Here is a 24,131-nt window from a genome sequence, read left to right as displayed (position 1 = left end):
CCCTTCGCTGTTCCGTCCCCTGTCCTCCGGGTCGCCCGGCGCCCGGATCATCCCGCCAGGTGGCGCACCTGGTCCCACAGCCCCGGATCGACCACCCCGACCCGGCGCCGGAAGCCCCGCACCGGGACCTCCCGCAGCTCGTCGGTCTCCAGGAAGCTCGCCCGGCCCCGGGCGTCGCCGACCGTGCCGGGCGGCAGCGGGATCACCGCGTGCTCGTGCCGGAACCGGGTGGTGATCTTCGCGACCGTCGCCCGCTCCCCGCGCACCGCCAGCACCAGGCACGGCCGGTCCTTGGTGACCGCCGCGTCCTCGTAGGGCACCTCCGCCCACCAGATCTCCGCGGGCTGCGGCCGTCCCGTCACCGGCGGGCCCGGGGCCGTCCTCCGGGTCCGCCGCTCCAGGGTGCGCCGGCCCCGTCCCCAGCCGTCGACGAGCGTGGCGACGAGCGCGAGCAGTACCACCGCGGCGAGCGCGAGCCACCAGGACGTGTCCATACTGAGACGGTACCGGCGTACTCCCTCCCACGCGCCCGTCCGCGTGCGGATCCCGCCCGGCCCTGCCAGCCGAACCGGTGACACCACAGGTGAGTTCGCCCACAACGGGCCTTGGCGGAGGAGCTACCGGAGGTTTCGCGCCTTACGCTCGACGAACCGCACGACCCCCGACGCCCTTACCACACCCATCCCGCCAGCGGAGGTTTCTGCTTCATGAAGCTCACCGTCGTCGGCTGCTCGGGGTCGTTCCCGTCCGCGGAATCGGCCTGCTCGAGCTACCTCGTCGAGGCCGACGGCTTCCGGCTGCTCCTCGACATGGGCAACGGCGCCCTGGGCGAGCTGCAGCGCCACTGCGGTCTCTACGACCTCGACGCGATCTTCCTCAGCCACCTGCACGCCGACCACTGCATCGACATGTGCGCGTACTTCGTCGCGCGCTACTACCGCCACGACGGCGGCCGCTGCGATCCGCTCCCCGTCTACGGCCCCGAGGGCACGGAACACCGGCTGACCACCGCCTACGCGGACACCCCCACCGCCTCCTCGATGAGCGAGGTCTTCGACTTCCACACGGTCAAGCCGTCCACCTTCGACGTCGGCCCCTTCACGGTGCACACCGAGCGGGTGGCCCACCCCGTGGAGGCGTACGGCATCCGCGTCGAGCACGAGGGCAAGGTCCTGACGTACTCCGGCGACACCGGCGTGAGCCCCGCCCTGGACGAACTCGCCCGGGACGCCGACCTGTTCCTGTGCGAGGCGGCGTTCACGCACGGCAAGGAGAGCATTCCCGACCTGCACCTCAACGGCCGTGAGGCGGGCGAGACGGCGGCCCGGGCCGGCGCCCGGCGCCTGGTCCTCACCCACATCCCGCCGTGGACCGACCCGCAGGTCAACCTCGTCGACGCCCGCGAGGTCTACGACGGCCCCGTGGACCTCGCCGCACCCCGGCAGACGTACGAGATCTGAGCGGTCCGCACGCGCGAGGGCCCCGGAACCGCTCGGTTCCGGGGCCCTCGCGCGTGAGCGGACCTACTTGGCCTCCGCCTTCTGCAGCTCGGCGAGTTCCTCGTCGGACTCCCGGCCGGGCGTCGGCAGGTTGAACTTGGTGATCGCGAAGCGGAAGACCGCGTAGTAGACCGCCGCGAAGCACAGGCCGACCAGGGCCAGGCCCCACGGGTTGGTCGCGATGCCCAGGTTGAGGAAGAAGTCCACCGCGCCGGCCGAGAAGCCGAAGCCGTCCTTCATCCCGAGCGCCCAGGTCAGCGCCATCGAGACACCGGTGAGCACCGCGTGGATCGCGTACAGCACCGGGGCGATGAACATGAAGGTGAACTCGATCGGCTCGGTGACACCGGTGACGAACGAGGTCAGCGCGAGGGAGAACATCATGCCGCCGACGACCTTGCGGCGCTCGGGGCGGGCGCAGTGCACGATCGCGAGGCACGCGGCCGGCAGGGCGAACATCATGATCGGGAAGAAGCCGGTCATGAACTGGCCGGCGGTCGGGTCACCCGCGAGGAACCGCGCGATGTCGCCGCTCTTGCCCTCGTAGGTGCCGGCCTGGAACCAGGGGAAGGAGTTCAGCAGGTGGTGCATGCCGATCGGGATCAGCGCACGGTTGGCGACACCGAAGATGCCCGCGCCGACCGCGCCGGAGCCGACCAGCCACTCACCGAAGTTGTGCAGGCCCGTGCCGAGGACCGGCCAGATGTAACCGAAGACGATGCCGATGAGCAGACCCGCGAAGGCCGACAGGATCGGAACCAGGCGGCGGCCGCCGAAGAAGCCCGCCCAGTCGGGCAGCTTGGTGCGGTAGAAGCGCTGGTAGAGCAGGGCGACGACGAGGCCCATCACCACACCGCCGAGGACCTTGGCGTCGACCGCCTGCTCGACCATGACGATCTTGCCGTCGACGATGGCTTCCTTCTTGGGCAGGCTGCCGTCGGTGAACGTGGCGAGCACGTTCTTGAAGACCAGGTAACCGACCACGGCCGCCAGGGCGGTGGAGCCGTCCGACTTCTTGGCGAAGCCGATCGCGATGCCCACGGCGAACAGCAGCGCCATGTTGTCGAGGATGGCGTTGCCGCCGGCCGCCATGAAGCCCGCGATCTTGGTGATGAAGGCGGGGAACGACTCGCGCCCCAGCATGTCGGCGTTGCCGAGCCGGACCAGCAGGGCGGCGGCGGGCAGCACCGCGACGGGCAGCATCAGGCTGCGGCCGATCCGCTGCAGGACGGCCATCACGGCCGACCCTCTGCTCGGGCTCGCGGGCGCGGCGGTCTCTGTGGACATGAACTTCCTCCAGGGGGCACGGCGCCGCCCAGGAAGTGTTCGACGGGGGACGGCGGCGTCTCAAAGAAAGGGGAACGCGGTATCCACCGCGCGACCTCCACCGGTGAGTGGTGTAGACCAGTTGTAGCACGGTAGGCCGAACGAGTGGAACCCGCCATTTCCGCTCGCCCCGGACGATCACGCCTTGGCGCTGTCCTCCACGTCCTCCTCCGGCTCACGCCCCGGAGTCCTCAGGTCGAACCGCGTGATCGCGAACCGGAAGATCACGTAGTAGACGAGCGCGAAACCCAGCCCGATCGGCACGATCAGCCACGGCCTGGTCGCCAGATTCCAGTTGATGACGTAGTCGATCAGCCCCGCCGAGAAGCTGAACCCGTCATGCACCCCCAGCCCCCACGTCACCGCCATCGACACCCCCGTCAGCAGCGCGTGCACCACGTACAGCACCGGCGCCACGAACAGGAACGAATACTCGATCGGCTCCGTGATCCCCGTGACGAACGACGTCAGCGCCACCGACAGCATCAGGCCACCGACCTCCTTGCGCCGGTCCGGCCGCGCACAGTGCGTGATCGCCAGCGCCGCCGCCGGCAACGCGAACATCATGATCGGGAAGAACCCCGACGTGAACTGCCCCGCGTCCGGGTCGCCCGCCAGGAACATGTTGATGTCCCCGTGCACCACCGTCCCGTCCGGCTTCGTGAACGAACCGAACTGGAACCAGATGGGCACGTTCAGGAACTGGTGCAGCCCCACCACCAGCAACGCCCGGTTCGCCACCCCGAACACACCCGCGCCCCACGCGTCCAGCCCGTCCATCCAGTCGCTGAAACTCTCCAGCGCGTCACCGACCGGCGGCCACACCCACAGACACAACGCCGCGAACACGATCGCCACGAACGCCATCAGGATCGGCACCAGCCGCCGCCCGTTGAAGAACCCCAGCCAGTCCACCAGCCGCGTCCGGTGGAACCGCGCCCAGAAGAACGCCGCCAGCAGCCCCATCACGATCCCGCCGAACACCCCCGGATTCTGGAACGCGAACGCCGTCACCTCCCGGTCCCCGTCGGTCACCTGGCACCCCACCCCGGGCACCGCCACCGACCCCGGCGGACAGTCCTCCGGAAACTGCCGCAGCACCGTCCAGTACACGAGGAAACCGGCCACCGCCGCCAGCGCCGTCGACCCGTCCGCCTTCCTCGCCATCCCGATCGCCACACCCACGCAGAACAGCAGCGGCAGCCCCAGCGAACTGTCCAGCAGCGCCCCGCCCGCCCCCACCATCACCTTCGAGACGTTCGTCCAGCCCAGCCCCTCGGCCCCGAACACGTCCGGCTGCCCCAGCCGGTTGAGGATCCCCGCCGCCGGCAGCACCGCGATCGGCAGCTGCAGACTGCGGCCCATCTTCTGCAAGCCCTGGAACAACCGGTTCCAGCGCTCACGCGCGGGGCCGGCGGCGGCCTCGGCGCCGGCGGGACTGTCGGCACTCATTCCGGTCCCCTTTGTCGAGAGACGCGCTCGTGGTGTAGACCAGTCGTTCGACGGTCCCGCGAACGTGCCGCCATCCTTCGGCACACACGACGAGACCGCTCGCGAAGATGGGCCAACTGTGGGTTACTGCGACAAAGCGGTTCGGATCAGGGAGAACGAACATGGCCACCAAGGCTGAGAAGATCGTTGCCGGGCTCGGCGGCATCGACAACATCGAAGAAGTCGAAGGCTGCATCACCCGCCTCCGCACCGAGGTCGTGGACCCCGCCAAGGTCGACGAAACCGCCCTCAAGGCCGCCGGCGCCCACGGCGTCGTCAAGATGGGCAGCGCCATCCAGGTCGTCATCGGCACCGACGCCGACCCCATCGCGGCGGAGATCGAAGACATGATGTGAAGCGCCGGGATCGTCCCGGGCTTCACCCCTGACGGACCCTGACACCACGGCACGGGCCCCTCCCCACCACGGGAGGGGCCCGCTCCACACAGCCGGATAGGCTCAGCGCCATGTCTCGAATCGACGGCCGCACCCCCCAGCAGCTCCGCCCCATCACCATCGAGCGCGGCTGGAGCAAGCACGCCGAGGGCTCCGTCCTCGTCTCCTTCGGCGACACCAAGGTCCTCTGCACCGCCTCCGTCACCGAAGGCGTCCCGCGCTGGCGCAAGGGCAGCGGCGAAGGCTGGGTCACCGCCGAATACTCCATGCTGCCCCGCGCCACCAACACCCGCGGCGACCGCGAGTCCGTCAAGGGCCGCATCGGCGGCCGCACCCACGAGATCAGCCGCCTCATCGGCCGCTCCCTGCGCGCCGTCATCGACTACAAGGCCCTCGGCGAGAACACCGTCGTCCTCGACTGCGACGTCCTCCAGGCCGACGGCGGCACCCGCACCGCGGCCATCACCGGCGCCTACGTCGCCCTCGCCGACGCCATCACCTGGGCCCAGGGCAAGAAGCTCGTCAAAGCCGGCCGCAAGCCCCTCACAGGCACCGTCTCCGCCGTCTCCGTCGGCATCGTCGGCGGCGTCCCCCTCCTCGACCTCTGCTACGAGGAAGACGTCAGGGCCGACACCGACATGAACGTCGTCTGCACCGGCGACGGCCGCTTCGTCGAGGTCCAGGGCACCGCCGAGGCCGAACCCTTCGCCCGCGCCGAACTCGACGCCCTCCTCGACCTCGCCGTCGCCGGCTGCACCGAACTCGCCGCCCACCAGCGCACCGCCCTCGCCGCCGTCACCGAAAAGTAAAATCCCCACCAAGGCAAGTGCTCGGCACGGGCAACCGCGCCGAGCACCGGCGCGTCTGAAGGAGTACGGGCGCACGGCTCATCCCTGTGCGCCCGGCCAGCCACGGGCCCCACCGGCCCGACCGAACGAGAGGGACCGCTCCATGGCCGCGAGCCGCCGACGCCGCACCGCAGCCGTCGCCGCCACCCTGGCGGCCGTCGCGCTGACCGCCGGACTCACCACCGGCTGCGCCGCCGTCGACAAGGCGCTGGACTGCGTCCAGACCGCCGACGCCATCGCCGACAGCGTCACGGAACTCCAGCAGGCCGTGGAGAACGTCGCCAACGACCCCACACAGCTCGACGAGTCCCTCGACTCCATCGACAAGAACCTCGGCGAGATCGGCGACAAGACCGACAACGCCGACGTCGACAAGGCCGTGGACGACCTCAACAAGGCCGTCGACAACGTCCGCACGTCCATCGAGAACGGCGACGAGACACCCGACATCAGCCCCGTCACGGACGCGGCGGGCGAACTGACGAAGGTGTGCACGCCGTAACGCCGCGCCGGCTGGGCCGGGCTTGTCGTCTGCCGGGTTTCTGACGCGGGCGCGTGCCGGTGCGTGGGGGCTGATCGCGCAGTTCCCCGCGCCCCTTACAGGGCACGATCCTGCCCGGGCAATACTGGGGCCATGAGTCGCCTGATCCTCGCCACCCGCAACGCCGGAAAGATCACCGAGCTGCGCGCGATCCTCGCCGAAGCCGGACTGCCCCACGAACTCGTCGGCGCCGACGCCTACCCCGACATCCCCGACGTCAAGGAAACGGGCGTCACCTTCGCCGAGAACGCCCTGCTCAAGGCCCACGCCCTCGCCCGGGCCACCGGGCTGCCGGCCGTCGCCGACGACTCGGGCCTGTGCGTGGACGTCCTCAACGGCGCCCCCGGCATCTTCTCCGCCCGCTGGGCCGGCCGCCACGGCGACGACAAGGCCAACCTGGACCTGCTCCTCGCCCAGCTCTCCGACATCGCCGACGAACACCGCCAGGCCCACTTCGCCTGCGCGGCGGCCCTGGCCCTGCCCGACGGCACCGAGCGGGTCGTCGAGGGACAGCTCCGCGGCGTCCTGCGCCACGCACCCGCGGGCACGGGCGGCTTCGGCTACGACCCGATCCTCCAGCCGGAGGGCGAGACCCGCACCTGCGCGGAACTGACCCCCCAGGAGAAGAACGCGATCAGCCACCGGGGGAAGGCGTTCCGGGCGCTGGTGCCGGTGGTGCGGGAGCTGCTGGGCTGAGGTGTGCGGAAGGGCCGCCCAGGCGGGCGGCCCCTCTCTGCGTGTGCGGCCGGTGGGATTCGAACCCACACGGGTGTGAACCCACTGGGACCTAAACCCAGCATGACTGCCAATTCCATCACGGCCGCTCAAAAACGGTCATGGCGCTCGACCGGCAGCGTTCAGTGTACGGGTAGCCCGAGTTGTGCGACGAGAGGTGCCTTCACCTTCTGACGGCACCACGTCTCCGTCAGGGAATGGCAGTTGGGGCACAGGTACCGCAGATTTTCACGGCGGTTGTCGCGCCAGTCGCCGTTGATGTGGTCGATCTGCAGCGTCATCGGCTGCCCCAGCCATTCCCCCTCGTTGCCGCAGGTCTCGCAGGCGTAGGGCACTCCGATCTCGACCAGAGCGCGGTGGAGCTGGGATCTGTTCGTCCTTCCTGTGCCCGGCGGCAGGACGATCAGCACTCTGTGGGAGACGGGCGCGGGAGCCGGGCGGTCGGGTCGCGCCCACGTCCTGCGCTTGAAGTGGCTGGTGTCCAGGCTGAGCCGGGATGCCGCGCGCCGAACCCGTCGGTGATTGGTGTCGTTCACATCCAGGCCGAGGCCGCGCATGACGTCGGCGTAGCTCGTGCAGTGCGCCACGAGGTCACGAAGTCTGTCCTCGGGGAGCGACACGCGCCGGTGGGAGAAGTGCCCGGTATCGATGTCCCGGTCTCGCAGCATGCGGCCGAGTGTCGCGCGTGAGCGGCTGTCGTCCGGTACGCCCAGAGCGCGAGCGACGCCCCTCACACTGATTGCCGTGGCCGCTGCCGCCCTGAGCTCTTCGGTGGTGAAGGGAAGGTCCAGCTCGACGCTGTTGATACCGGGGAAATGGCTGATGTCGATGTCCGCCGCGCGAATGCGGCGGCGGATGTGCGACAGGGTGCCGGTGGCCGGCTCGGCACCCAGTTTCAGAGCTACCTCACGCAGCGAGGACGACGACGCGGCGGCTTCGGCGACAGCGGCGTCCGGATACTTGCGCCAGGGGCTGCGCTTGACGAAGTGACTCGTGTCGATCCCATGCATCGCCACCCTCTCCTGCAGCACACGCCGTCGCCCTCCGCTGGGCTTCAGGCCGAGTCGTCGCATCAGATCGGTCCAGTTGCGGGACTCGGTCACCGCCGAGGCCAGTTCTTCGTCGTTCGTGCCCGGTTCGTTCCGCACGTCTCGCGCCCCTCCCTCATCGACCACGCGTTCGTGATCTCGTACGGAGTAACGAAGCGACCGGCGGACGGTCACCTGGGAAACGTGAGAGCGGCTCGGGGCGGGACGGTGCCGGTGCGAGCCGCTCTCGGGTGGGGAGGAGGTCTCAGATCCCCAGGTCCTTGATGATCTTGGCGACGTGGCCCGTGGCCTTCACGTTGTACAGGGCCCGCTCGACCTTGCCGTCCTCGTCCACGATCACCGTGGAGCGGATGACGCCGACGACCGTCTTGCCGTACAGCTTCTTCTCGCCGAAGGCGCCGTAGGCCTCCAGGACCTTTTTGTCCGGGTCGGCGAGCAGGGTGACCTTCAGGGACTCCTTGTCGCGGAACTTCGCCAGCTTCTCCGGCTTGTCCGGAGAGATGCCGATGACGTCGTAGCCCGCGCCCGTCAGCAGCTCCAGGTTGTCCGTGAAGTCGCAGGCCTGCTTCGTGCAGCCCGGCGTGAGGGCGGCCGGGTAGAAGTACACGATGACCTTGCGGCCCTTGTGGTCCGACAGGGACACCTCGGTGCCGTCGGCGTCGGGCAGGGTGAAGGCGGGGGCCACGTCCCCCGGCTGGAGTCGCTCGCTCATCGGGCCAGCCTAACCGGGGGTCGACGCGATGCGATGAGCCGTGGAGCTGACAGACTGTCCGGCACAGGCTCATACCGACTTCGAAAGGCGACACGGTGGCGGACACGGCGGACACCAGGACCCCGGCGCAGATCGAGGCGGACATCAGGCGCCGCCGCGCGACCCTGGCCGAGACCCTCGACGAGATCGGGGTGCGGGTGCACCCGAAGACGATCGTCGGGGATGCCAAGGCCAAGGTCGCGTCGAACATCGACCACACCCTGGGCCGGGCCTACGTGGGAGTGAACAAGGCGGTCACGGATGTGCGCGCGCGTTTCGTCGACGAGGACGGGGCGCCCCGGCTGGAGCGGGTGGTGCCCGTCGCGCTCGTCGTCGTGGGCGTGGTCGGGCTGCTCGCGCTCGGCACGCGGCGGCGCAAGGGCTGACCCGACTGCGGACGTCCCCCGGGAAGACAGGTAGGTTTCAGGGCGTGAGCGCCAACAGAAACGAGCACAGCACCCATCCCGACAAGCTGCCCATCCGGATGCTGCACGACCGCGTACTCGTGCGGCAGGACACCAGCGAGGGCGAGCGGCGTTCCGGCGGCGGCATCCTGATCCCCGCCACGGCGGCGGTCGGCCGGCGGCTGGCCTGGGCGGAGGTCGTCGCGGTGGGGCAGAACGTGCGGACCGTGGAGCCGGGCGACCGGGTTCTGTTCGACCCGGAGGACCGTGCCGAGGTCGAGGTGCGGGGCATCGCGTACGTGCTCATGCGCGAGCGCGACCTGCACGCCGTGGCCGCGGACCGGTTCGAGGGGTCGGAGGACTCGACGGGCCTGTACCTGTAGGTCCTCGCGTGGCAGTGGAAAGGGGCCGGTGGCGCTCGTCACCGGCCCCTTCGCCGTGTCCGCACGCTTTGCTACGTTGGAGGGACCCCCGACGAGACGCGCCGTACCGGGATCAAGGCAAAGACGACGCACCGACACCGTCAGCCCGTTTCCCGGAGGTGCCCGTCATGGCCTGGGTTCTGCTCGTCGTCGCCGGTCTGCTCGAGGTGGGGTGGTCCGTCGGCATGAAGTACACCGACGGCTTCACGCGCCCGGTCCCGAGTGTGCTCACCGGCGCCGGCATCGTCGCCAGCATGCTGTTGCTGTCGCAGGCCGCCAGGACCCTGCCCATCGGGACCGCGTACGGCGTGTGGGTGGGGATCGGCGCGGCCGGGGCGGCGGTGTTCGGCATGGCGGTGCTGGGGGAGCCGGTGACCGCCGCCCGGATCTTCTTCGTGTGCCTGCTGCTGGTCGCCGTGGTGGGGCTGAAGGCGACCAGCGGTCACTGAGTCAGCGCGTCAGCGCGTCAGCGTCTCGTCGCGTCATTCGCGGCGCGCGCCCTGCGGGACCACGCCCCAGCCGGGGCCGGCCGGGCCTTCGGAGGTGCCGCCGTCGCCCGTCTCGCCGCCTGTGGTGGCTCCGCCGTCGGCCGTGCCGCCGTCGCCGCCGGTGGTTCCGCCGGTGGCCGTGCCGCCGTCACCGCCGGTGGCTCCGCCGGTGGGGGACTCGCCGCCCGTGCCGCCGTCGGTGGTGCCGCCGTCGGTCTGGCCCTGGTTCTGGCCCTCGGGCGCGCTCGGGGTCTGGCTGGGCGTCTCGGGGCCGTCGTCCTGGCCGCCGGTGGTGGTGCCGCCGTCGGTGGCGCCGGCGGTGGGGTCGGCCGGGGCCTCGGTGCCGGGGGCCTGGGAGACGTCGGCGCCGGGCTGGAGGCGGAGGTCGAAGTCCTTGACCGGCTTGCCCTTGAGGGCGTCGCGGGTGAACTGTGCCCAGATCTCGGCGGGCGGGCCGCCGCCGTTGATGCGGGGCAGGCCGAGGGCGCCGTACAGGGGCTTCTGGGCGGCGGTGACAGGGTCCTGGCCCATGACGGAGACGACGACGGCGAGGTCGGGCGTGTAGCCGGCGAACCAGGCCGCCTTGTCGTTCTCGGCGGTGCCGGTCTTGCCGGCGACGGGGCGGCCGGCGGCCTGGGCGGCGGCGGCCGTGCCGTTCTGGACGACGCTCTGCAGGACCTTGGTGGTGGTGTCGGCGGCCTCGCGGCTGACGGCCTGCCGGGTGCGCCGCTCGGGCAGGTCGATCGGGGTGCCTTCCTTGGTGACCTTCTCGACCATGGTGTAGGTGCCGTGGCGGCCGTGGTTGGCGAGGGTGGCGTAGGCCTCGGCCATGTCGAGGACGCTGGCGGTGGCCGTGCCGAGGGCGATCGCGGGGCCGTCGGCGAGGTCGGGGGTGGTCTCGGGGATGCCGAGGTCGATGGCGGTCTGCTTGACCTTCTGCGGGCCGACGTCGGCGGCCATCTGCGCGTACACCGAGTTCACGGACTTGTCGGTGGCCGCGGTGACGGTGATGTCGCCGTAGGAGACCTGGTCCTCGTTCTCCGGGGCGTACGGGTCGCCGGTCCAGCCCTGGACGGGGCGCTTGTTGGTGCCGTCGTAGATGGTGTTGGGGGTGATGACGCGGCCGTCCTGCGTCTCGGAGTGGTTCTCGACGGCGGCGGTGAAGACGAAGGGCTTGAAGGTGGAGCCGACCTGGAAGTCCCTGCGGGTGGCGTTGGGGGTGTACTGCTTGACGTAGTCGATGCCGTTGTACATCGCCACGACCTTGCCGGTCTTCGGGTCGACGGCGGCGCCGCCGGCGCGGACGTAGCGGTCGACCTTGTTGTTCTTCTTGTCGAGCTTGGACATCAGCTTGTCGTCGACGGCCTTCACGAAGGCGTCCTGCTTCGGCTTCTGCAGGGTCGTCGTGATGCGGTAGCCGCCGGCGTCGAGCTTGCTCTCGTCGACGATCCGGTTCTGGATCAGGTAGTCCTTGACGGTGCGGACGATGTAGCCGCGCTGGCCGGACATGCCGGTGGAGAGGGTGGACTCCTTCGGCAGCGGGAACTTCATGCCCGTTCGCTCCGACTCGCTGAGCCAGCCCTTCTTGACCATGCCGTCCAGTACGTAGTTCCAGCGGGACTCGGCGGCCCTGCGGTTCTCGGGGTGGGCGACGACGTCGTACTGGCTGGGCGCGTTGACCAGGGCGGCGAGGTAGGCGGCGCGGCCGGCGTCGAGGTCCTTGGCGTCCATGCCGTAGTAGGCCTGGGCGGCGGCCTGGATGCCGTAGGCGTTGCGGCCGAAGAAGCTGGTGTTGAGGTAGCCCTCGAGGATCTCGTCCTTGCTCTTCTCGCGGTCGAGCTTGATCGCGATGAAGAACTCCTTGGCCTTGCGCGTGACGGTCTGCTCCTGGCGCAGGTAGTAGTTCTTCACGTACTGCTGCGTGATGGTGGAGCCGGACTGCTTGCCCTTGCCGAGGGCGGTGTTCCAGGCGGCGCGGACCATGGCCTTGGGGTCGACGGCGGACTCGGTGTAGAAGTCGCGGTCCTCGGCGGCCAGGATGGCGTGCTGGGCGTCCTTGGAGATCTGCGCGAGGGTGACGTTCTCCCGGTTGACCTCGCCGTCGCGGGCGATGACGGAGCCGTCCGCGTAGAGGTACACGTTGGCCTGCTGGGTGGCGAGCGCGTTGGCGGGCGGGATCTTGACCAGCGAGTAGCCGAGGAAGAAGCCGCCGACCAGCAGCAGGGCGACGATCAGGAACGCGCCCAGCGTCATGCGCCAGGTCGGGACGATCCGGCGCCAGCCCGTCCGCTTCGGTTTCCCGGCGGCCTCGGGCGTGCCGGAGTCGCCGTCCGGTCGCGGCTCGCTCGGTGCCCAGCCCGGGTTCGGCTGCTGCGGCTGAGGCTCGTCACTCATGTCGTGCACGGACTCCTGTTTCGCGTCGTACGTCGTTCCCGTACGTCTCTGCTCGCTCTTGCGCCCCTGTGATGAAGACTGTCCCATCCGGCGATCAGTTCCCTGATCGAGGGCCGTGTCGTGAGCCGTGGGGCGAGGCGGGCGGCGCGCGGGCGAACGTCCGGGCGGGCAGAGGGTGGACCGCGCCCTCGTCCGCCGGTGCGTGCCGGGATCCTGCTCGCGCGAGATCCGCCCCAAGGGGGACACGCCCCCGAGGGTGATCCGACCGTCTGCGCGTCGGTCGGTGTGCTCCGCCCGGCCGGCACCGCCGTCACGCCGCTCGCCCTGGCCACGGGCGCCTCGGCCCACGCGGACGCAACGGATCGTACCGTCAATGCCGGTGCGGGCTCGCCGCGCGGCGCCCCGGCCGGTGCGGGAAATCCCGTGGCAGGGCGGTCCGCCGGAGCACTAGGCTCCTGCGCTTCGGTGCCGGGCGGCGAGGAGGGCGGTGGATGTGGGCTCGGGACGGTTGTACGCGGCCGTCGCGGCGGGCGGCTTCCGGCGGTACGCGACCTATCGGGCGGCCACGGCGGCCGGGGTGTTCACCAACACGGTCTTCGGTGTCGTCCTCGTCCACACGTATCTCGCGCTGTGGGACGAGAGGCCGCATCTGGGCGGGTACGACCAGGCGCAGGCCGTGACCTATGTGTGGCTGGGGCAGTGTCTCTACGCGACCCTCGCCATCCAGGGCGGCGGTGCCGAGAAGGACCTGATGGAGCGGATCCGCACGGGTGAGATCGCGGTCGACCTGTACCGGCCGGCCGACCTGCAGCTGTGGTGGCTGGCCGGGGACCTGGGGCGGGCGCTGTTCCAGATGCTGGGGCGGGGCGTGATCCCGTTCCTGTTCGGTGCGGCGTTCTTCCCGATGGCGCTGCCCACGGAGGTGACCCCGTGGGCCGCCTTCACGGTCACGTTGCTGCTGGCGGCGGTGGTCAGTTTCGCGATCCGCTACCTGGCGGCGCTGAGCGTGTTCTGGCTGATGGACGGCATGGGCGTGAACCAGGCCGTGATGGTCACGGGGATCTTCTTCTCGGGCATGGTGCTGCCGCTGAACGCCTTCCCGGGCGCCTTCGGCGAGGTCGTGCGGGTGCTGCCGTGGGCGGCGCAGATCCAGATGCCGGCGGACGTGCTGATGGGGGAGACGAGTGCGCTGCGGGCGCTCGCCTTCCAGGCCGGGTGGGCGGTGGCGCTGCTCGCGGCGGGCCGGCTGGTGCAGTCGGCGGCGACCCGGCGGGTGGTGGTGCAGGGTGGCTGAGCGCAACGCCCTGTTCGAGGGGGTGCGGGCCTACCGGCTGATCGCCGGGATGTGGGTGCGCTCCAGCATGGCCTACCGTGCCTCCTTCGCCGTCACGGTGTTCGGCAACCTGGCGGTGACCGGCCTGGACTTCGTGGCGATCCTGCTGATGTTCTCGCAGGTGGACTCGCTGGGCGGCTGGTCGCTGCCCGAGGTGGCCTTCCTGTACGGGCTGTCGGTGACGTCGTTCGGGATCGCCGATCTGCTGCTCGGCTCGGCGGAGACGGTGGGCTCCCGGATGCGGGACGGTTCCTTCGACACGCTGCTGGTGCGTCCCGCGCCGGTGCTCGCCCAGGTCGGGGCGGACCGGTTCGCGCTGCGCCGGCTGGGCCGGATCACGCAGGGCGCGGTGGTGCTGGGCTGGGCGCTGGTGGCGGTGGACGTCGACTGGACCGCGGGGAAGGTGCTGCTGGTGCCGGTGATGGTGGTCAGCGGGGCGGCGATCTTCTCGGCGGTGTTCGTGGCCGGCGCGGCCTTCCAGATCTTCGCGCAGGACGCCGCCGAGGTGCAGAACGCCTTCACCTACGGCGGGACGACGCTGCTGCAGTACCCGCCCGGTGTGTTCGGCAAGGACCTGGTGCGCGGGGTGACCTTCATGGTGCCGCTGGCCTTCGTCAACTGGGTGCCCGCCGCCCATGTGCTGGGCAGGCCGTATCCGGTCGGGCTGCCCGGCTGGGCGGCGTACGCCTCGCCGCTGGTGGCGGTGGTGTGCGGTGCGCTGGCGGGCATGGCGTGGCGGACGGGGCTGCGCTCGTACCGCAGTACAGGGAGTTGAGATGACCGGTCGGGACAGTGGCTTCATCGAGCTGGACGGTGTCGAGAAGGTCTTCGAGGTGCGCCGGAAGACCGGTTTCATGAAGCGGGAGCGGCGGCGGGTGCGGGCCGTCGACGCGATCTCGTTCCGGGTGGAGCGCGGCGAGATGGTCGGCTACATCGGCCCGAACGGCGCGGGCAAGTCCACCACGATCAAGATGCTGACGGGCATCCTCACGCCCAGCGCGGGCCGGGTGCGGGTGGCGGGCATCGAGCCGTCCCGGGACCGCGTCCGCCTCGCGCACCGCATCGGGGTGGTGTTCGGGCAGCGTACGACGCTGTGGTGGGATCTGCCGCTGATCGACTCCTACCGGCTGACGCATCGCATGTACCGCATCCCGGACGCCCGTTACCGGGAGAACCTCGACCGGCTGGTCGAACTGCTGGACCTGGGCGGCCTGCTGGACGTGCCGGTGCGGCAGCTCTCGCTCGGGCAGCGGATGCGCGGGGACATCGTGGCGGCGCTGCTGCACGACCCGGAGGTGCTGTACCTGGACGAGCCGACCATCGGTCTCGACGTGGTCTCCAAGGCGAAGGTGCGGCAGTTCCTGCGGGAGTTGAACGCCGAGCGCGGTACGACGGTGCTGCTGACCACGCACGACCTGCAGGACATCGAGCAGTTGTGCAAGCGGGTGATGGTCATCGACCGCGGGCGGCTGGTGTACGACGGGCCGCTCACCGGGCTGCACGAGGTGGGGGGCAGCGAACGGACCCTGGTCGTGGACCTGGAGCGGGAGCTGCCGCCCATCGAGGCGCCGGCGCCCGCCCGGGTCGTCCGGGTGGAAGGGCCGCGGCAGTGGCTGGCGTTCCCGGCGGCGGAGTCGGCGGCTCCGCTGGTGGCGCGGATCGCCGCGCGCTACCCGCTGGTCGACCTGTCGGTGCGGGAGCCGGACATCGAGGCGGTCATCGCGACGATGCTGCACGCGGTGGGGGACACCCCGGAGCCCGGGCCGGAGCGCGCGACCACGTAGTGCGCGGCGGGGGCAACTCGTAGGCTGCTGTGTATGACCGACGACGCAGTGCCGGACCTCCGCGCCTCCGACGCCGACCGTGAGAAGGTCGCCGGCATCTTGCGGGACGCCCTCGCGGAGGGGCGGCTCGACATGGCGGAGTTCGAGGAGCGGCTGGACGCCACGTACCGGGCGCGGACGTACGGGGAGCTGGCGCCGATCACCCGGGACCTGCCCGCCCCGGGCGTCACCGCGCCGGTGGTGTCGCTGAGCAAGGAGCCCGCCGCCGGGCCGGACTGGTCCGGGCGGATCGTCGGCGGCGAGGGGACCTCGACATGGGCCGTCGCCGTCATGTCCGGCTTCCAGCGCAAGGGCCGCTGGACGATGCCCCGGCGGTTCACCTGCTTCGCCTTCTGGGGCGGTGGGGAGATCGACCTGCGCGAGGCGAACTTCACCGAGCGGGAGGTCGAGATCAACGCGATCGCGATCATGGGCGGGGTGGACGTGATCGTCCCGCCCGGTGTCGAGGTCGTCGTCCGCGGCATCGGCGTCATGGGCGGCTTCGACCACCGCGAGGAGGGCGTGCCGGGCGATCCCGGCGCCCCGCGGGTGATCGTCACCGGGTTCGCCTTCTGGGGAGGCGTCGGGGTCCAGCGCAAGCTGACGCGCGCGGAGAAGCTCCGCCTCCGCGAGGCCCGGCGCCGGGAGAAGCTCGACCGCAGGACGGACCGCCGGGAACTGGACTGAGACGCCGCCGCCCCCGGGATGAGGGAGCGGCGGCGGCCGATCGTCCCGCCGGTCCTACAGCTCCGCCGGTGCCGAGCCCTTCAGCGACTCCAGGTCGAACACCTCGGCCATGCGCGTGTACCCCTTGTCGCTGGGGTGCAGATGGTCGCCCGAGTCGTAGTCGGCGCGCAGCCGGCGCGGGTCGTAGGGGTCGCGCAGCGCCCGGTCGAAGTCGACCACCGCGTCGAAGACCCGCCCGGAGCGGATCTCGGCGTTGATGGCCTGGCGCACCGACTCGCGCGCCTCCGTGTAGCCGCGGTGGCCGTGGAACGGCATCAGGGTCGCGCCCACGACCTTCAGGCCCCGCGCGTGGGCCTGGTCCACCAGCGTGCGCAGGCCGCCCAGGATCGCCTGGGGGTCGGCGAGCCGCGGGTTGCGCAGGATGTCGTTGACGCCGAGGTCGATGACGACGACCTTGACGTTGGTCCGCTGCAGCACGTCCCGCGAGAAGCGGTTCAGGCCGCTGGGGTTGTCCGCCGGGCGGCCCAGTCCGTCGGTGAGGACCCGGTTGCCGCTGATGCCCTGGTTGACGACGCTGTAGCGCGGCAGGTCCCGCCCGGCGGCGATCTCCGCGCGCAGCCGGTCGGACAGCACGTCGGGCCACCGGTTGTTGGCGTTCATGGTGGACGTGATGCCGTCGGTGAGCGAGTCGCCGAGGGCGACGACCGTCCCCTCGGACTCGTTGCTCAGCACGTCCAGCGCGGTCAGGTACCGCCAGTTCTTGGTCTGCTCGGTGTAGGGCGCGCCCGTCGTGTCCAGCGTCTGGTCGCCCTGCGCGAGGTAGGAGATCTGCCGGGCGTGCGGGTGGTAGGTCACCGTGCCGGAACCGGCCGGCGTGTACGTGGTGATCAGCACGTCCGAGTCGTGCGGGACGGCGATGCGCACGGCGTCGCTCATCACCTGCCGGCCGGGCGGGATGACGACCGTGGGGCCGCCGTTGAAGGTCAGCTGCCGCAGGGTGTCCGGCAGCGCGGCGGGCGTGCCGGGGCCCGCGGCCAGGGCGATGGAGGCGCCCGTGATGCTCAGCGGGGAGCGGCCGTAGAGATTGGACAGCGTCACGCGGGCACTCGTACCCCCGACGCTGGTGTGGACGACGTTGCGCACCGAACGGTCCGCCATGCCCGTCGTCTCGGTGCCGGGCTCGCCGGCGGCCGGGGACGTGGACCAGGTGCTGACCCAGGTGCCGGTGGAGGCGGGAGCGGCGGAGTTCGGGGCGCGACCGTCACCGAGGGCGTTCCGGCCACGGTCGCCGTCGCCGGACGCCACTTGGACGTATATGGCAGTGGAAAGGGCCATGATCGCTGCGACGACCAGGGCCAAGAGGGCGTAGCCACGTCCTCGGGTCATGCTGTGTAGTTCTCCTCGGGCGATGGGAGCCCAAGGCTCCGATCTGATGTGCCCATGATGCGTCATGGACCGGGGGAGGCTCACAGGACCCCGTGGCAATACCCCCTCCCGACAGACGCCGGGAACTCCTGTTCCGTTCCAGGAGTCGGTCAGGAAGGGACAATGTGTGCGGGATCACCGAGCGGGTGGAGCGGATGGAACGGACGAAAACGGAAGAAAAGGTCAGTGTCGGCGGGGAGCATGCCCGCCCCGGCGCCACCGTGAACCGTGCGATGACGACCTTCAGCCCGGCGGACGAGGAGAAACAGCGCGGCGTACGCCGGATGAAGCTCACCGCCACCGGACTGCTGCTGTTCGTGGCCCTGGTCTACGTGCTCGCCAAGATCGCGCAGAACTCCGGCGCCGGCGCCTGGGCGGGCTATGTCGCCGCCGCCTCCGAGGCCGGCATGGTCGGCGCGCTCGCCGACTGGTTCGCCGTCACGGCCCTGTTCCGCCACCCCTTGGGCATCCCCATCCCGCACACCGCGATCATCCCCACCAAGAAGGACCAGCTGGGCGTCTCCCTGGGCGAGTTCGTCGGGGAGAACTTCCTCTCCGAGGAGGTCGTACGGCAGCGGCTGCGCGCCGTCGGCATCGGCAGCCGCCTCGGCGCCTGGCTCGCCGTCCCCGAGCACGCCGACCGGGTCACGGCCGAGCTGTCCACGGCCCTGCGCGGCGCCCTGACGGTCCTGCGCGACTCCGACGTCCAGGCCGTCGTCGGCGAGGCCATCACGCGCCGGGCCAACGCCCAGGAGATCGGCCCCGGCGTCGGCAAGATGCTGGAGAAGGTCGTCGCCGACGGCGGCCACAAACGCGTCGTCGACCTGGTCGTCACCCGCGCCCACGACTGGCTCGTGCTGCACGGCGACTCCGTCATGGACGCCGTGCAGGGCGGCGCCCCCGGCTGGACCCCGAAGTTCGTCGACCGCAAGGTCGGCGAGCGCGTCTACAAGGAACTGCTGCGCTTCGTCACCGAGATGCGCGACATGCCCGCCCACCCCGCGCGCGGCGCCCTCGACCGCTTCCTCACCGACTTCGCCACCGACCTGCAGTCCGACACCGACACCCGGGCCCGCGTCGAGCGGCTCAAGGGCGAGGTGCTCGGCCGCGGCGAGGTCCAGGACCTCATCGCCAGCGCCTGGACGGCCGTCCGGTCGATGATCGTCGCGGCCGCCGAGGACGAGCGCAGCGAACTGCGGCTGCGCGTGCGCACCTCCCTGCTGTCCCTGGGCTCCCGGATGGCCGCCGAACGCAAGGTGCAGGACAAGGTCGACCAGTGGGTGGAGGACGCGGCCGTCTACGTCGTCACCACCTACCGCAAGGAGATCACCTCCCTGATCACCGACACGGTCGCCGGCTGGGACGCCGAGCACACCACGAAGAAGATCGAGGCGAACATCGGCCGTGACCTGCAGTTCATCCGCATCAACGGCACGGTGGTCGGCTCCCTGGCCGGCCTGCTGATCTACACGGTGACGCACGCGCTCGGGGCGTAAGGAGACGCCGGCCGGGCACCCGATGGGGGTTCTTCTCGACGAGGAGGGAGCCCATGGCCACCGCGCAGGCCGAGACCGGCCGGACCCTGACCACCGACATCCCCGCCAGACTCGACCGCCTCCCGTGGTCACGCTGGCACTGGACGATCGTCATCGGTCTCGGCACCGTGTGGATCCTCGACGGTCTCGAAGTCACCGTCGTCGGCAACATCGCGAGCCGCCTGTCGGAACCCGGCAGCGGCCTGCCCATCACCTCCGGGGAGGTCACCGGCATGGCCGCCGCGCTGTACGTGGCGGGGGCCTGCGCGGGAGCCCTGTTCTGGGGCCGCCTCACCGACAAGTGGGGGCGCAAAAAACTCTTCATGATCACCCTGGCGGTCTACCTGGGGGCCACGGCCCTCACGGCGATCTCCTTCGACACCTGGTGGTTCTTCCTCTTCCGGTTCCTCACCGGCTTCGGCATCGGCGGCGAGTACGCGGCCATCAACTCCGCCATCGACGAACTGATCCCCAAGGAGTACCGCGGCCGCGTCGACCTCATGATCAACGGCAGTTTCTGGCTGGGCGCGGTCTTCGGCTCGCTGCTGTCGATCGTCGCGCTGGACACCGACATCTTCGCCGCGAACGTCGGCTGGCGCCTGACCTTCGCCCTCGGCGCGGTCCTCGCCCTGGTCATCCTGCTGGTGCGCCGGCACGTCCCGGAGAGCCCACGCTGGCTGCTGATCCACGGCCGTGACGACGAGGCGGAACGCATCGTCTCCTCCATCGAGCAGGAGATCGAACGCGAGAACGGCAAGCCGCTGCCGCCCGCGGAGGGCGAGCTCACCATCCACCAGCGTCGCAGCGTCTCCTTCCTGGAGATCGGCCGCACGGTCTTCGCCGACTACCGCAAGCGCGCGATCCTCGGCTTCTCCCTCTTCATCGGCCAGGCGTTCCTGTACAACGCCATCACCTTCGGCTTCGGCGCGATCCTGACGACGTTCTTCGACGTCCCGAGCGGCAACACCGGCTACTACTTCGCCGTCATCGCGCTCGGCAACTTCTGCGGCCCGCTGCTGCTGGGCAAGCTCTTCGACACGGTCGGCCGCCGCGTGATGATCTCCAGCACCTACATCCTGTCCGGCCTGCTCCTGTTCGGCACGGCCTGGCTGTTCGACCAGGGCTCCCTCAGCGCGGCCACGATGACGGCCTGCTGGTGCGCGGTCCTGTTCTTCGCCTCGGCCGGAGCCTCCAGCGCCTACCTGACGGTCTCCGAGATCTTCCCGATGGAGACCCGCGCGATGTCCATCGCCTTCTTCTACGCCATCGGCACCGCCGCGGGCGGCATCAGCGGCCCGCTGCTGTTCGCCAAGCTCACGGAGTCCGGCGTCGTCGGCGACACGGTCCTCGCCTTCTCGATCGGCGCGACGCTGATGTGCCTGGCGGGCCTGGTGGCGGCGCTGCTCGCGGTGAACGCCGAACGCCGCTCCCTGGAGGACATCGCCAAGCCGCTCACGGCGGCGGCGAGCAAGGCGACGTCCGGCATCCGCGGCGGCGGCAACTCCCAGGGCCCGGGCTCGGATCCGGGCTCGGGTCCGGGCTCGGATCCGGGCTCTCCGGGGTCCAGCCCGGCGACGGTGTAGCGCCGGTGCCGGGCGGTGGGCGGGCGGCGGGACGGCCGCCCGCCCACGCCCGGCGGAGTGGGCGGGTGGCACCCCGATCTGCGCTATAGTTGATCTGCGCCCGCTCGCCGAACTCCGGCAGACGGACGATGCGTTGGTGGTCCAAGGAAAGACGCCCCACTTCCTGTGGGGAGATGCAGGTGCAAGGCCTGCCCGGCGCTCCGAAAAAGAACCCGGCCCTGGTGACAGGGCCGGGTTCTTTGCTGTGCGGTTACGGGGCCAGGACCGGTCTGTGGGCGCCGGGCCGGACCCCGGGCGCCGGACCTCGGACCCCGGGCGCCGGGATGCGTGGCGCTCGGGGTTCCCGGCGCGTGGCCCTCCGGACGTCTGGCCGCGTGGTCCTCCGGGCTCCCGGCGCGTGGCCCTCCGGACCTTCGGCCGCGTTGGCCTCCGGGCTTCCGGCCATGAGGCCTACTGGCACCCGGTTGTGCGGCATTCCGGCCCTGGGTTGCGCGGCACCCCGGCCCCCCGGTTACGGCCTCCAGGCCCCCGGCTGCGGCCCCGGCCCGCGGTTGCGCGGCTCCGGGCCCTACACCTCGTCCCGCCGCCGGTCCGCCACCACCCACGACGCCAGCCCCACCGCCCCCGCCACACCGAACACGGCGGGCCAGGCCCCCACCTTCCGGGCCAGCGGATGCGACCCGGCGAAAGCGGCGACGTACGCGGCCGACAACGCCCCCGCGGCCACCCCGCCCGCCTGCTGCCGCCACTGCCGCGCGGCCGCCGCCCCGGCGACGGCGAGCACGACTCCGCCGAGCGGCCGCTGCCTGGTCCAGCGGGCCACGCCGTACCCGCCCACCAGCCCGCCCGCGGCCACCACCGCGCTGGGAACCTTCGCCACTGCTGCCTCCTGACACGCCCACGCTTACGAGATCACGAGGCTAACCCGCCGCAGCACAGGCACGGAGGCCACCCCGAACCTGAGTCGGGGGTTGTCAAGTTTCCTCCTTCGAGCTATATAAGAAGACGCAGACCGTAGGGCATCGCACACACAGCGCCTGAAGAGAGGAGTGACCAGTGATGCTCATGCGCACGGACCCCTTCCGTGAACTCGACCGGCTCACCCAGCAGGTACTGGGCTCCGCCGCCCGGCCGTCCGCGATGGCGATGGACGCCTACCGCTCCGGGGACGACTTCTTCGTCCACTTCGACCTCCCCGGCATCGACCCCGAGACGATCGAGCTGGACGTCGAACGCAACGTCCTCAACGTGCGAGCCGAGCGCAGGTCCCCCGCCCCCGAGGGCGCGGAACCGCTGGTCGCCGAGCGCCCCACCGGCACCTTCACGCGCCAGCTCTTCCTCGGCGACACGCTCGACACGGAGCGCATCGACGCCTCCTACGAGGCCGGCGTCCTGACCCTGCGCATCCCGGTGGCCGAGCAGGCCAAGCCCCGCCGCATCCAGATCACGGGCGGCGACGCCCGCAGGCAGATCAGCGGCTGACCGCACGACGGATCAGCGGCCGACCGCACTGCAGGTCGGCGGCTGACCGCGCCACCCCGCGAACACCGCCCGTCCATTCCAGGGGTCGCGCCACCGCTGCGGTATGTACGCACGCACGGTGGCGCGCCCCGGGAGGACCGCACCCACGCACCCGGAGGAAAAACCCGCACATGACCACGGCGACAGTGTCCGGTGTGACCACGAGGGACCCCGATGGCGACAACGGCTGGCCCCGCCTCGTCGAGTCGGTCCGCGCGTCGGGCCAGTACGAGACCTGGACCAAGGCCGAGCAGGTGACCCGTACCGTCCTGGCCGCCCTCGGCGCCCACGTCATCGGCGACGAACGGGTCGACCTCGCCCGGGCCCTCCCCGAGGAGGCGGCCCGCCTGATCGCCGCCCAGGTCCCGGCCACGCACCGGCTGACCGCCGCGCGGTTCGTCGACGAGGTGGCGTCCCGCACACCGGGAGCCACCTCCGCCACCGCCCGCTGGGACGTCAGCTCGGTCCTCAGCGTGCTCCCGCCCCTGATCGGTGACGGTCTGGTGACCCGCATCCTGGCCCAACTCCCGCCGGGTTACGCCCTGCTGTTCGGGCGGGCGGACCTGAGCCCGGCGGCCTAAGCTCCCGGCCCCCCTTCCGCCGCGTACGACGGCCACCACTGCGATGTGACCGGGGGTGGCCGTCGGGCAGCGCCGCAGGCGCCCGGAGGGGCAGGAGGCGCAGGGCGTCCTGGCCGCCGTCTTGGCCGCCGTACGAGCCGCCCGGGTCGCCCGAGCGCCGCCTCAACTGCCTGGGCTGCCCGCCCCGCCCTTGGACCAACCGGCCCGCCTCCACGGGCGATTCGCACCTTCATCCTTGACCTCGACCTTGCTTGAGGTCCTACTTTCATGCCCGTCCGGCCGACCACACCACAGACGGGACGAACAGGACTCATGACCACACACGCCGAGGACCTCAAGGACTACCCGACGGAGGAACTGGCCGCCCAGCCCATCGGCGCATGGACCGGCCAGGCCTACCGCAGGGTCGTAGGAGCCATCCGCGCCCAACTCGCGGTGGAGAACCTCACCCAACCCCACTGGTGGACCCTCAACCACGCCGCCGGTGCCCCGGGCACCTGGACCCGCACCACCCTCACCGCCCGCCTGACCCCCTACGACGACCAGGACACCGACTTCGAGACGGTCTACGACGACCTGACGGCCCGGGGCTGGCTCACCGAGGACGACACGACAGGCGGCCTGAGCCTCACGGAGGAGGGCGAGGCCGCCCGCCTCCGGGCCAGGGAACGCAACCTCCGCGTCCACCACCAGACCCACGAGGGCATCTCCGAGGCCGACTTCATCACCACGATCAACGTCCTGCGCCGCATGGTGGCCAACCTGGGCGGGAACGGGAACCTGCCTGAACCTGCCAAATAGTTCGACAGCGGCCGGCCCGCCGACGATGCTGCGGAGCGCACGGCACCTCTGGCCACCGACGGGACGGAACCGACCGTTGAACCCCACCCTTCGCCACATCACCTTCGACTGCACAGGCGAGCCTTACGAACTGGCCCTCTTCTGGTCCGACTTCCTCGGCCACCCGATCTCCGACACGGACGAGCCCGGCGACGACGAGGTCCTGATCGAACTCCCGGCCGGCACGCCCGGCCTCCTCTTCATCAGGACCGGAGACCCCAAGAAGACCAAGAACCGCCTCCACTTCGACCTCGCACCTACGGGCCGAACCCGCTCCGAGGAGGTAGACCGCGCGCTCTCCCTCGGCGCCCGCATCGAAACGGACCGCACCCTCCCGAACGGCCGCGGCTGGGTCGTGATGACCGACCCGGAGGGCAACGAGTTCTGCGTCGAACTGGGGGATCGGGGCTGAAGCTGCCGGTTGAGAGGAGGGCTTGTCCGAGCCTTCGAAAGAAGGCAA

At 70.9% G+C, this 24,131-nt stretch carries 25 protein-coding genes, 1 tRNA gene, 1 pseudogene and 1 riboswitch; of the genes and pseudogenes, 18 read left to right on the top strand and 9 right to left on the bottom strand.

Annotated elements, in window-relative coordinates; translation table 11 throughout:
* Positions 1 to 47: 47 nt before the first annotated feature.
* Positions 48 to 494 carry a type II toxin-antitoxin system PemK/MazF family toxin gene (locus ACF07N_RS14060; protein WP_392112157.1) on the bottom strand — a complete coding sequence of 149 codons (447 nt, stop codon included), beginning with the start codon at positions 492 to 494 and terminating at the stop codon, positions 48 to 50.
* Positions 495 to 707: 213 nt separating this feature from the next.
* Here ACF07N_RS14060 and ACF07N_RS14055 point away from each other — a divergent pair, with 213 nt between their 5' ends.
* Positions 708 to 1,460, top strand: a complete 753-nt coding sequence (locus tag ACF07N_RS14055; protein WP_392112154.1) for an MBL fold metallo-hydrolase — start codon at positions 708 to 710, stop codon at positions 1,458 to 1,460.
* A 63-nt stretch (positions 1,461 to 1,523) separates the two neighbouring features.
* Here ACF07N_RS14055 and ACF07N_RS14050 read toward each other — a convergent pair whose 3' ends face one another.
* Positions 1,524 to 2,786: a PTS transporter subunit EIIC gene (locus ACF07N_RS14050; RefSeq protein ID WP_383328521.1), complete on the bottom strand. Its 1,263-nt coding sequence runs from the start codon at positions 2,784 to 2,786 to the stop codon at positions 1,524 to 1,526.
* A gap of 177 nt (positions 2,787 to 2,963) precedes the next feature.
* On the bottom strand, positions 2,964 to 4,277 hold the full coding sequence (locus tag ACF07N_RS14045; protein WP_392112419.1) for a PTS transporter subunit EIIC: 1,314 nt from the start codon (positions 4,275 to 4,277) through the stop codon (positions 2,964 to 2,966).
* A gap of 161 nt (positions 4,278 to 4,438) precedes the next feature.
* Between ACF07N_RS14045 and ACF07N_RS14040 the strand changes: the two genes are divergently transcribed.
* The 4 genes from ACF07N_RS14040 (at position 4,439) to rdgB (ending at position 6,796) form a co-directional block, all read left to right on the top strand.
* Positions 4,439 to 4,672 (top strand): glucose PTS transporter subunit EIIB, encoded by a 234-nt coding sequence (locus tag ACF07N_RS14040; RefSeq protein ID WP_010039992.1) that lies wholly within the window; start codon positions 4,439 to 4,441, stop codon positions 4,670 to 4,672.
* 110 nt (positions 4,673 to 4,782) lie between these two features.
* The gene (rph, locus tag ACF07N_RS14035; protein ID WP_392112150.1) at positions 4,783 to 5,520 is read left to right on the top strand and encodes a ribonuclease PH; all 738 of its coding nucleotides are present in this window, start codon (positions 4,783 to 4,785) and stop codon (positions 5,518 to 5,520) included.
* Between the two features lie 142 nt (positions 5,521 to 5,662).
* Complete coding sequence (locus ACF07N_RS14030) at positions 5,663 to 6,061, top strand: hypothetical protein (protein WP_392112147.1); 399 nt, start codon at positions 5,663 to 5,665, stop codon at positions 6,059 to 6,061.
* 132 nt (positions 6,062 to 6,193) lie between these two features.
* The gene (gene rdgB, locus ACF07N_RS14025; protein WP_392112144.1) at positions 6,194 to 6,796 is read left to right on the top strand and encodes an RdgB/HAM1 family non-canonical purine NTP pyrophosphatase; all 603 of its coding nucleotides are present in this window, start codon (positions 6,194 to 6,196) and stop codon (positions 6,794 to 6,796) included.
* Positions 6,797 to 6,840: 44 nt separating this feature from the next.
* Here the strand turns inward: rdgB and ACF07N_RS14020 are convergent.
* The 3 genes from ACF07N_RS14020 to bcp all read right to left on the bottom strand — a co-directional run bounded on the left by ACF07N_RS14020 (position 6,841) and on the right by bcp (position 8,596).
* A tRNA-Leu gene (locus tag ACF07N_RS14020) sits at positions 6,841 to 6,924 on the bottom strand.
* A 33-nt stretch (positions 6,925 to 6,957) separates the two neighbouring features.
* Positions 6,958 to 7,983 carry an HNH endonuclease gene (locus ACF07N_RS14015; protein ID WP_392112141.1) on the bottom strand — a complete coding sequence of 342 codons (1,026 nt, stop codon included), beginning with the start codon at positions 7,981 to 7,983 and terminating at the stop codon, positions 6,958 to 6,960.
* A gap of 145 nt (positions 7,984 to 8,128) precedes the next feature.
* A complete protein-coding gene (gene bcp / locus ACF07N_RS14010) occupies positions 8,129 to 8,596 on the bottom strand; it encodes a thioredoxin-dependent thiol peroxidase (protein ID WP_383328505.1) in 468 nt (155 codons plus the stop codon).
* Positions 8,597 to 8,691: 95 nt separating this feature from the next.
* Between bcp and ACF07N_RS14005 the strand changes: the two genes are divergently transcribed.
* The 3 genes from ACF07N_RS14005 (at position 8,692) to ACF07N_RS13995 (ending at position 9,910) form a co-directional block, all read left to right on the top strand.
* A complete protein-coding gene (locus ACF07N_RS14005) occupies positions 8,692 to 9,021 on the top strand; it encodes a DUF3618 domain-containing protein (RefSeq protein ID WP_369196487.1) in 330 nt (109 codons plus the stop codon).
* 44 nt (positions 9,022 to 9,065) lie between these two features.
* The gene (locus ACF07N_RS14000; protein WP_094052261.1) at positions 9,066 to 9,422 is read left to right on the top strand and encodes a co-chaperone GroES; all 357 of its coding nucleotides are present in this window, start codon (positions 9,066 to 9,068) and stop codon (positions 9,420 to 9,422) included.
* Positions 9,423 to 9,483: 61 nt separating this feature from the next.
* A riboswitch (guanidine-III (ykkC-III) riboswitch) is annotated at positions 9,484 to 9,555 on the top strand.
* 34 nt (positions 9,556 to 9,589) lie between these two features.
* A complete protein-coding gene (locus ACF07N_RS13995; RefSeq protein ID WP_392112136.1) occupies positions 9,590 to 9,910 on the top strand; it encodes a DMT family transporter in 321 nt (106 codons plus the stop codon).
* Between the two features lie 33 nt (positions 9,911 to 9,943).
* On the opposite strand, the gene ACF07N_RS13990 is transcribed toward ACF07N_RS13995, so the two are convergent.
* Positions 9,944 to 12,343 carry a transglycosylase domain-containing protein gene (locus ACF07N_RS13990; protein WP_392112133.1) on the bottom strand — a complete coding sequence of 800 codons (2,400 nt, stop codon included), beginning with the start codon at positions 12,341 to 12,343 and terminating at the stop codon, positions 9,944 to 9,946.
* Positions 12,344 to 12,836: 493 nt separating this feature from the next.
* Here ACF07N_RS13990 and ACF07N_RS13985 point away from each other — a divergent pair, with 493 nt between their 5' ends.
* The 4 genes and pseudogenes from ACF07N_RS13985 to ACF07N_RS13970 form a co-directional block, all read left to right on the top strand.
* The gene (locus tag ACF07N_RS13985) at positions 12,837 to 13,637 is read left to right on the top strand and encodes an ABC transporter permease (RefSeq protein ID WP_392112416.1); all 801 of its coding nucleotides are present in this window, start codon (positions 12,837 to 12,839) and stop codon (positions 13,635 to 13,637) included.
* On the top strand, positions 13,630 to 14,451 hold the full coding sequence (locus ACF07N_RS13980; protein WP_392112130.1) for an ABC transporter permease: 822 nt from the start codon (positions 13,630 to 13,632) through the stop codon (positions 14,449 to 14,451). Before ACF07N_RS13985 ends, ACF07N_RS13980 begins: the two co-directional genes overlap by 8 nt.
* 1 nt (position 14,452) lies before the next feature.
* Positions 14,453 to 15,460 carry an ATP-binding cassette domain-containing protein gene (locus ACF07N_RS13975; RefSeq protein ID WP_392112128.1) on the top strand — a complete coding sequence of 336 codons (1,008 nt, stop codon included), beginning with the start codon at positions 14,453 to 14,455 and terminating at the stop codon, positions 15,458 to 15,460.
* A gap of 33 nt (positions 15,461 to 15,493) precedes the next feature.
* Positions 15,494 to 16,180: pseudogene (locus ACF07N_RS13970) on the top strand (DUF1707 domain-containing protein); the annotation flags it as partial.
* Between the two features lie 60 nt (positions 16,181 to 16,240).
* Here the strand turns inward: ACF07N_RS13970 and ACF07N_RS13965 are convergent.
* On the bottom strand, positions 16,241 to 17,572 hold the full coding sequence (locus tag ACF07N_RS13965; RefSeq protein WP_392112125.1) for an SGNH/GDSL hydrolase family protein: 1,332 nt from the start codon (positions 17,570 to 17,572) through the stop codon (positions 16,241 to 16,243).
* Between the two features lie 164 nt (positions 17,573 to 17,736).
* On the opposite strand from ACF07N_RS13965, the gene ACF07N_RS13960 reads away from it, so the two are divergent.
* The gene (locus ACF07N_RS13960) at positions 17,737 to 19,107 is read left to right on the top strand and encodes a DUF445 domain-containing protein (protein WP_392112123.1); all 1,371 of its coding nucleotides are present in this window, start codon (positions 17,737 to 17,739) and stop codon (positions 19,105 to 19,107) included.
* A 53-nt stretch (positions 19,108 to 19,160) separates the two neighbouring features.
* Complete coding sequence (locus tag ACF07N_RS13955) at positions 19,161 to 20,729, top strand: MFS transporter (protein WP_392112120.1); 1,569 nt, start codon at positions 19,161 to 19,163, stop codon at positions 20,727 to 20,729.
* 568 nt (positions 20,730 to 21,297) lie between these two features.
* On the opposite strand, the gene ACF07N_RS13950 is transcribed toward ACF07N_RS13955, so the two are convergent.
* Positions 21,298 to 21,609: a hypothetical protein gene (locus ACF07N_RS13950; protein ID WP_392112117.1), complete on the bottom strand. Its 312-nt coding sequence runs from the start codon at positions 21,607 to 21,609 to the stop codon at positions 21,298 to 21,300.
* 179 nt (positions 21,610 to 21,788) lie between these two features.
* On the opposite strand from ACF07N_RS13950, the gene ACF07N_RS13945 reads away from it, so the two are divergent.
* The 4 genes from ACF07N_RS13945 (at position 21,789) to ACF07N_RS13930 (ending at position 24,083) form a co-directional block, all read left to right on the top strand.
* Positions 21,789 to 22,211, top strand: a complete 423-nt coding sequence (locus ACF07N_RS13945) for an Hsp20/alpha crystallin family protein (protein ID WP_383339547.1) — start codon at positions 21,789 to 21,791, stop codon at positions 22,209 to 22,211.
* A 170-nt stretch (positions 22,212 to 22,381) separates the two neighbouring features.
* Positions 22,382 to 22,831 (top strand): DUF2267 domain-containing protein, encoded by a 450-nt coding sequence (locus tag ACF07N_RS13940; protein WP_392112114.1) that lies wholly within the window; start codon positions 22,382 to 22,384, stop codon positions 22,829 to 22,831.
* Positions 22,832 to 23,143: 312 nt separating this feature from the next.
* On the top strand, positions 23,144 to 23,632 hold the full coding sequence (locus tag ACF07N_RS13935; RefSeq protein WP_392112111.1) for a MarR family transcriptional regulator: 489 nt from the start codon (positions 23,144 to 23,146) through the stop codon (positions 23,630 to 23,632).
* A gap of 76 nt (positions 23,633 to 23,708) precedes the next feature.
* The gene (locus ACF07N_RS13930; RefSeq protein ID WP_392112109.1) at positions 23,709 to 24,083 is read left to right on the top strand and encodes a VOC family protein; all 375 of its coding nucleotides are present in this window, start codon (positions 23,709 to 23,711) and stop codon (positions 24,081 to 24,083) included.
* The last annotated feature ends 48 nt before the right edge of the window (positions 24,084 to 24,131 follow it).

This window comes from Streptomyces sp. NPDC015242 (assembly GCF_043079125.1).
Classification (GTDB): Bacteria; Actinomycetota; Actinomycetes; order Streptomycetales; family Streptomycetaceae; genus Streptomyces.
This window is presented reverse-complemented; position numbering and strand designations above follow the sequence as displayed.

What these genes read in the sequence shown, in the direction of transcription:
- ACF07N_RS14050 (WP_383328521.1), bottom strand. Translation starts at nt 2,786, where the DNA reads ATGTCCACAGAGACCGCCGCGCCCGCGAGCCCGAGCAGAGGGTCGGCC.
- ACF07N_RS13990 (WP_392112133.1), bottom strand. Translation starts at nt 12,343, where the DNA reads ATGAGTGACGAGCCTCAGCCGCAGCAGCCGAACCCGGGCTGGGCACCG.
- ACF07N_RS13955 (WP_392112120.1), top strand. Translation starts at nt 19,161, where the DNA reads ATGGCCACCGCGCAGGCCGAGACCGGCCGGACCCTGACCACCGACATC.
- ACF07N_RS14030 (WP_392112147.1), top strand. Translation starts at nt 5,663, where the DNA reads ATGGCCGCGAGCCGCCGACGCCGCACCGCAGCCGTCGCCGCCACCCTG.
- ACF07N_RS14060 (WP_392112157.1), bottom strand. Translation starts at nt 494, where the DNA reads ATGGACACGTCCTGGTGGCTCGCGCTCGCCGCGGTGGTACTGCTCGCG.
- ACF07N_RS13965 (WP_392112125.1), bottom strand. Translation starts at nt 17,572, where the DNA reads ATGACCCGAGGACGTGGCTACGCCCTCTTGGCCCTGGTCGTCGCAGCG.
- ACF07N_RS13995 (WP_392112136.1), top strand. Translation starts at nt 9,590, where the DNA reads ATGGCCTGGGTTCTGCTCGTCGTCGCCGGTCTGCTCGAGGTGGGGTGG.
- ACF07N_RS13975 (WP_392112128.1), top strand. Translation starts at nt 14,453, where the DNA reads ATGACCGGTCGGGACAGTGGCTTCATCGAGCTGGACGGTGTCGAGAAG.
- ACF07N_RS13940 (WP_392112114.1), top strand. Translation starts at nt 22,382, where the DNA reads ATGACCACGGCGACAGTGTCCGGTGTGACCACGAGGGACCCCGATGGC.
- bcp (WP_383328505.1), bottom strand. Translation starts at nt 8,596, where the DNA reads ATGAGCGAGCGACTCCAGCCGGGGGACGTGGCCCCCGCCTTCACCCTG.
- ACF07N_RS14055 (WP_392112154.1), top strand. Translation starts at nt 708, where the DNA reads ATGAAGCTCACCGTCGTCGGCTGCTCGGGGTCGTTCCCGTCCGCGGAA.
- ACF07N_RS13935 (WP_392112111.1), top strand. Translation starts at nt 23,144, where the DNA reads ATGACCACACACGCCGAGGACCTCAAGGACTACCCGACGGAGGAACTG.
- ACF07N_RS13945 (WP_383339547.1), top strand. Translation starts at nt 21,789, where the DNA reads ATGCTCATGCGCACGGACCCCTTCCGTGAACTCGACCGGCTCACCCAG.
- rdgB (WP_392112144.1), top strand. Translation starts at nt 6,194, where the DNA reads ATGAGTCGCCTGATCCTCGCCACCCGCAACGCCGGAAAGATCACCGAG.
- ACF07N_RS14045 (WP_392112419.1), bottom strand. Translation starts at nt 4,277, where the DNA reads ATGAGTGCCGACAGTCCCGCCGGCGCCGAGGCCGCCGCCGGCCCCGCG.
- rph (WP_392112150.1), top strand. Translation starts at nt 4,783, where the DNA reads ATGTCTCGAATCGACGGCCGCACCCCCCAGCAGCTCCGCCCCATCACC.
- ACF07N_RS14040 (WP_010039992.1), top strand. Translation starts at nt 4,439, where the DNA reads ATGGCCACCAAGGCTGAGAAGATCGTTGCCGGGCTCGGCGGCATCGAC.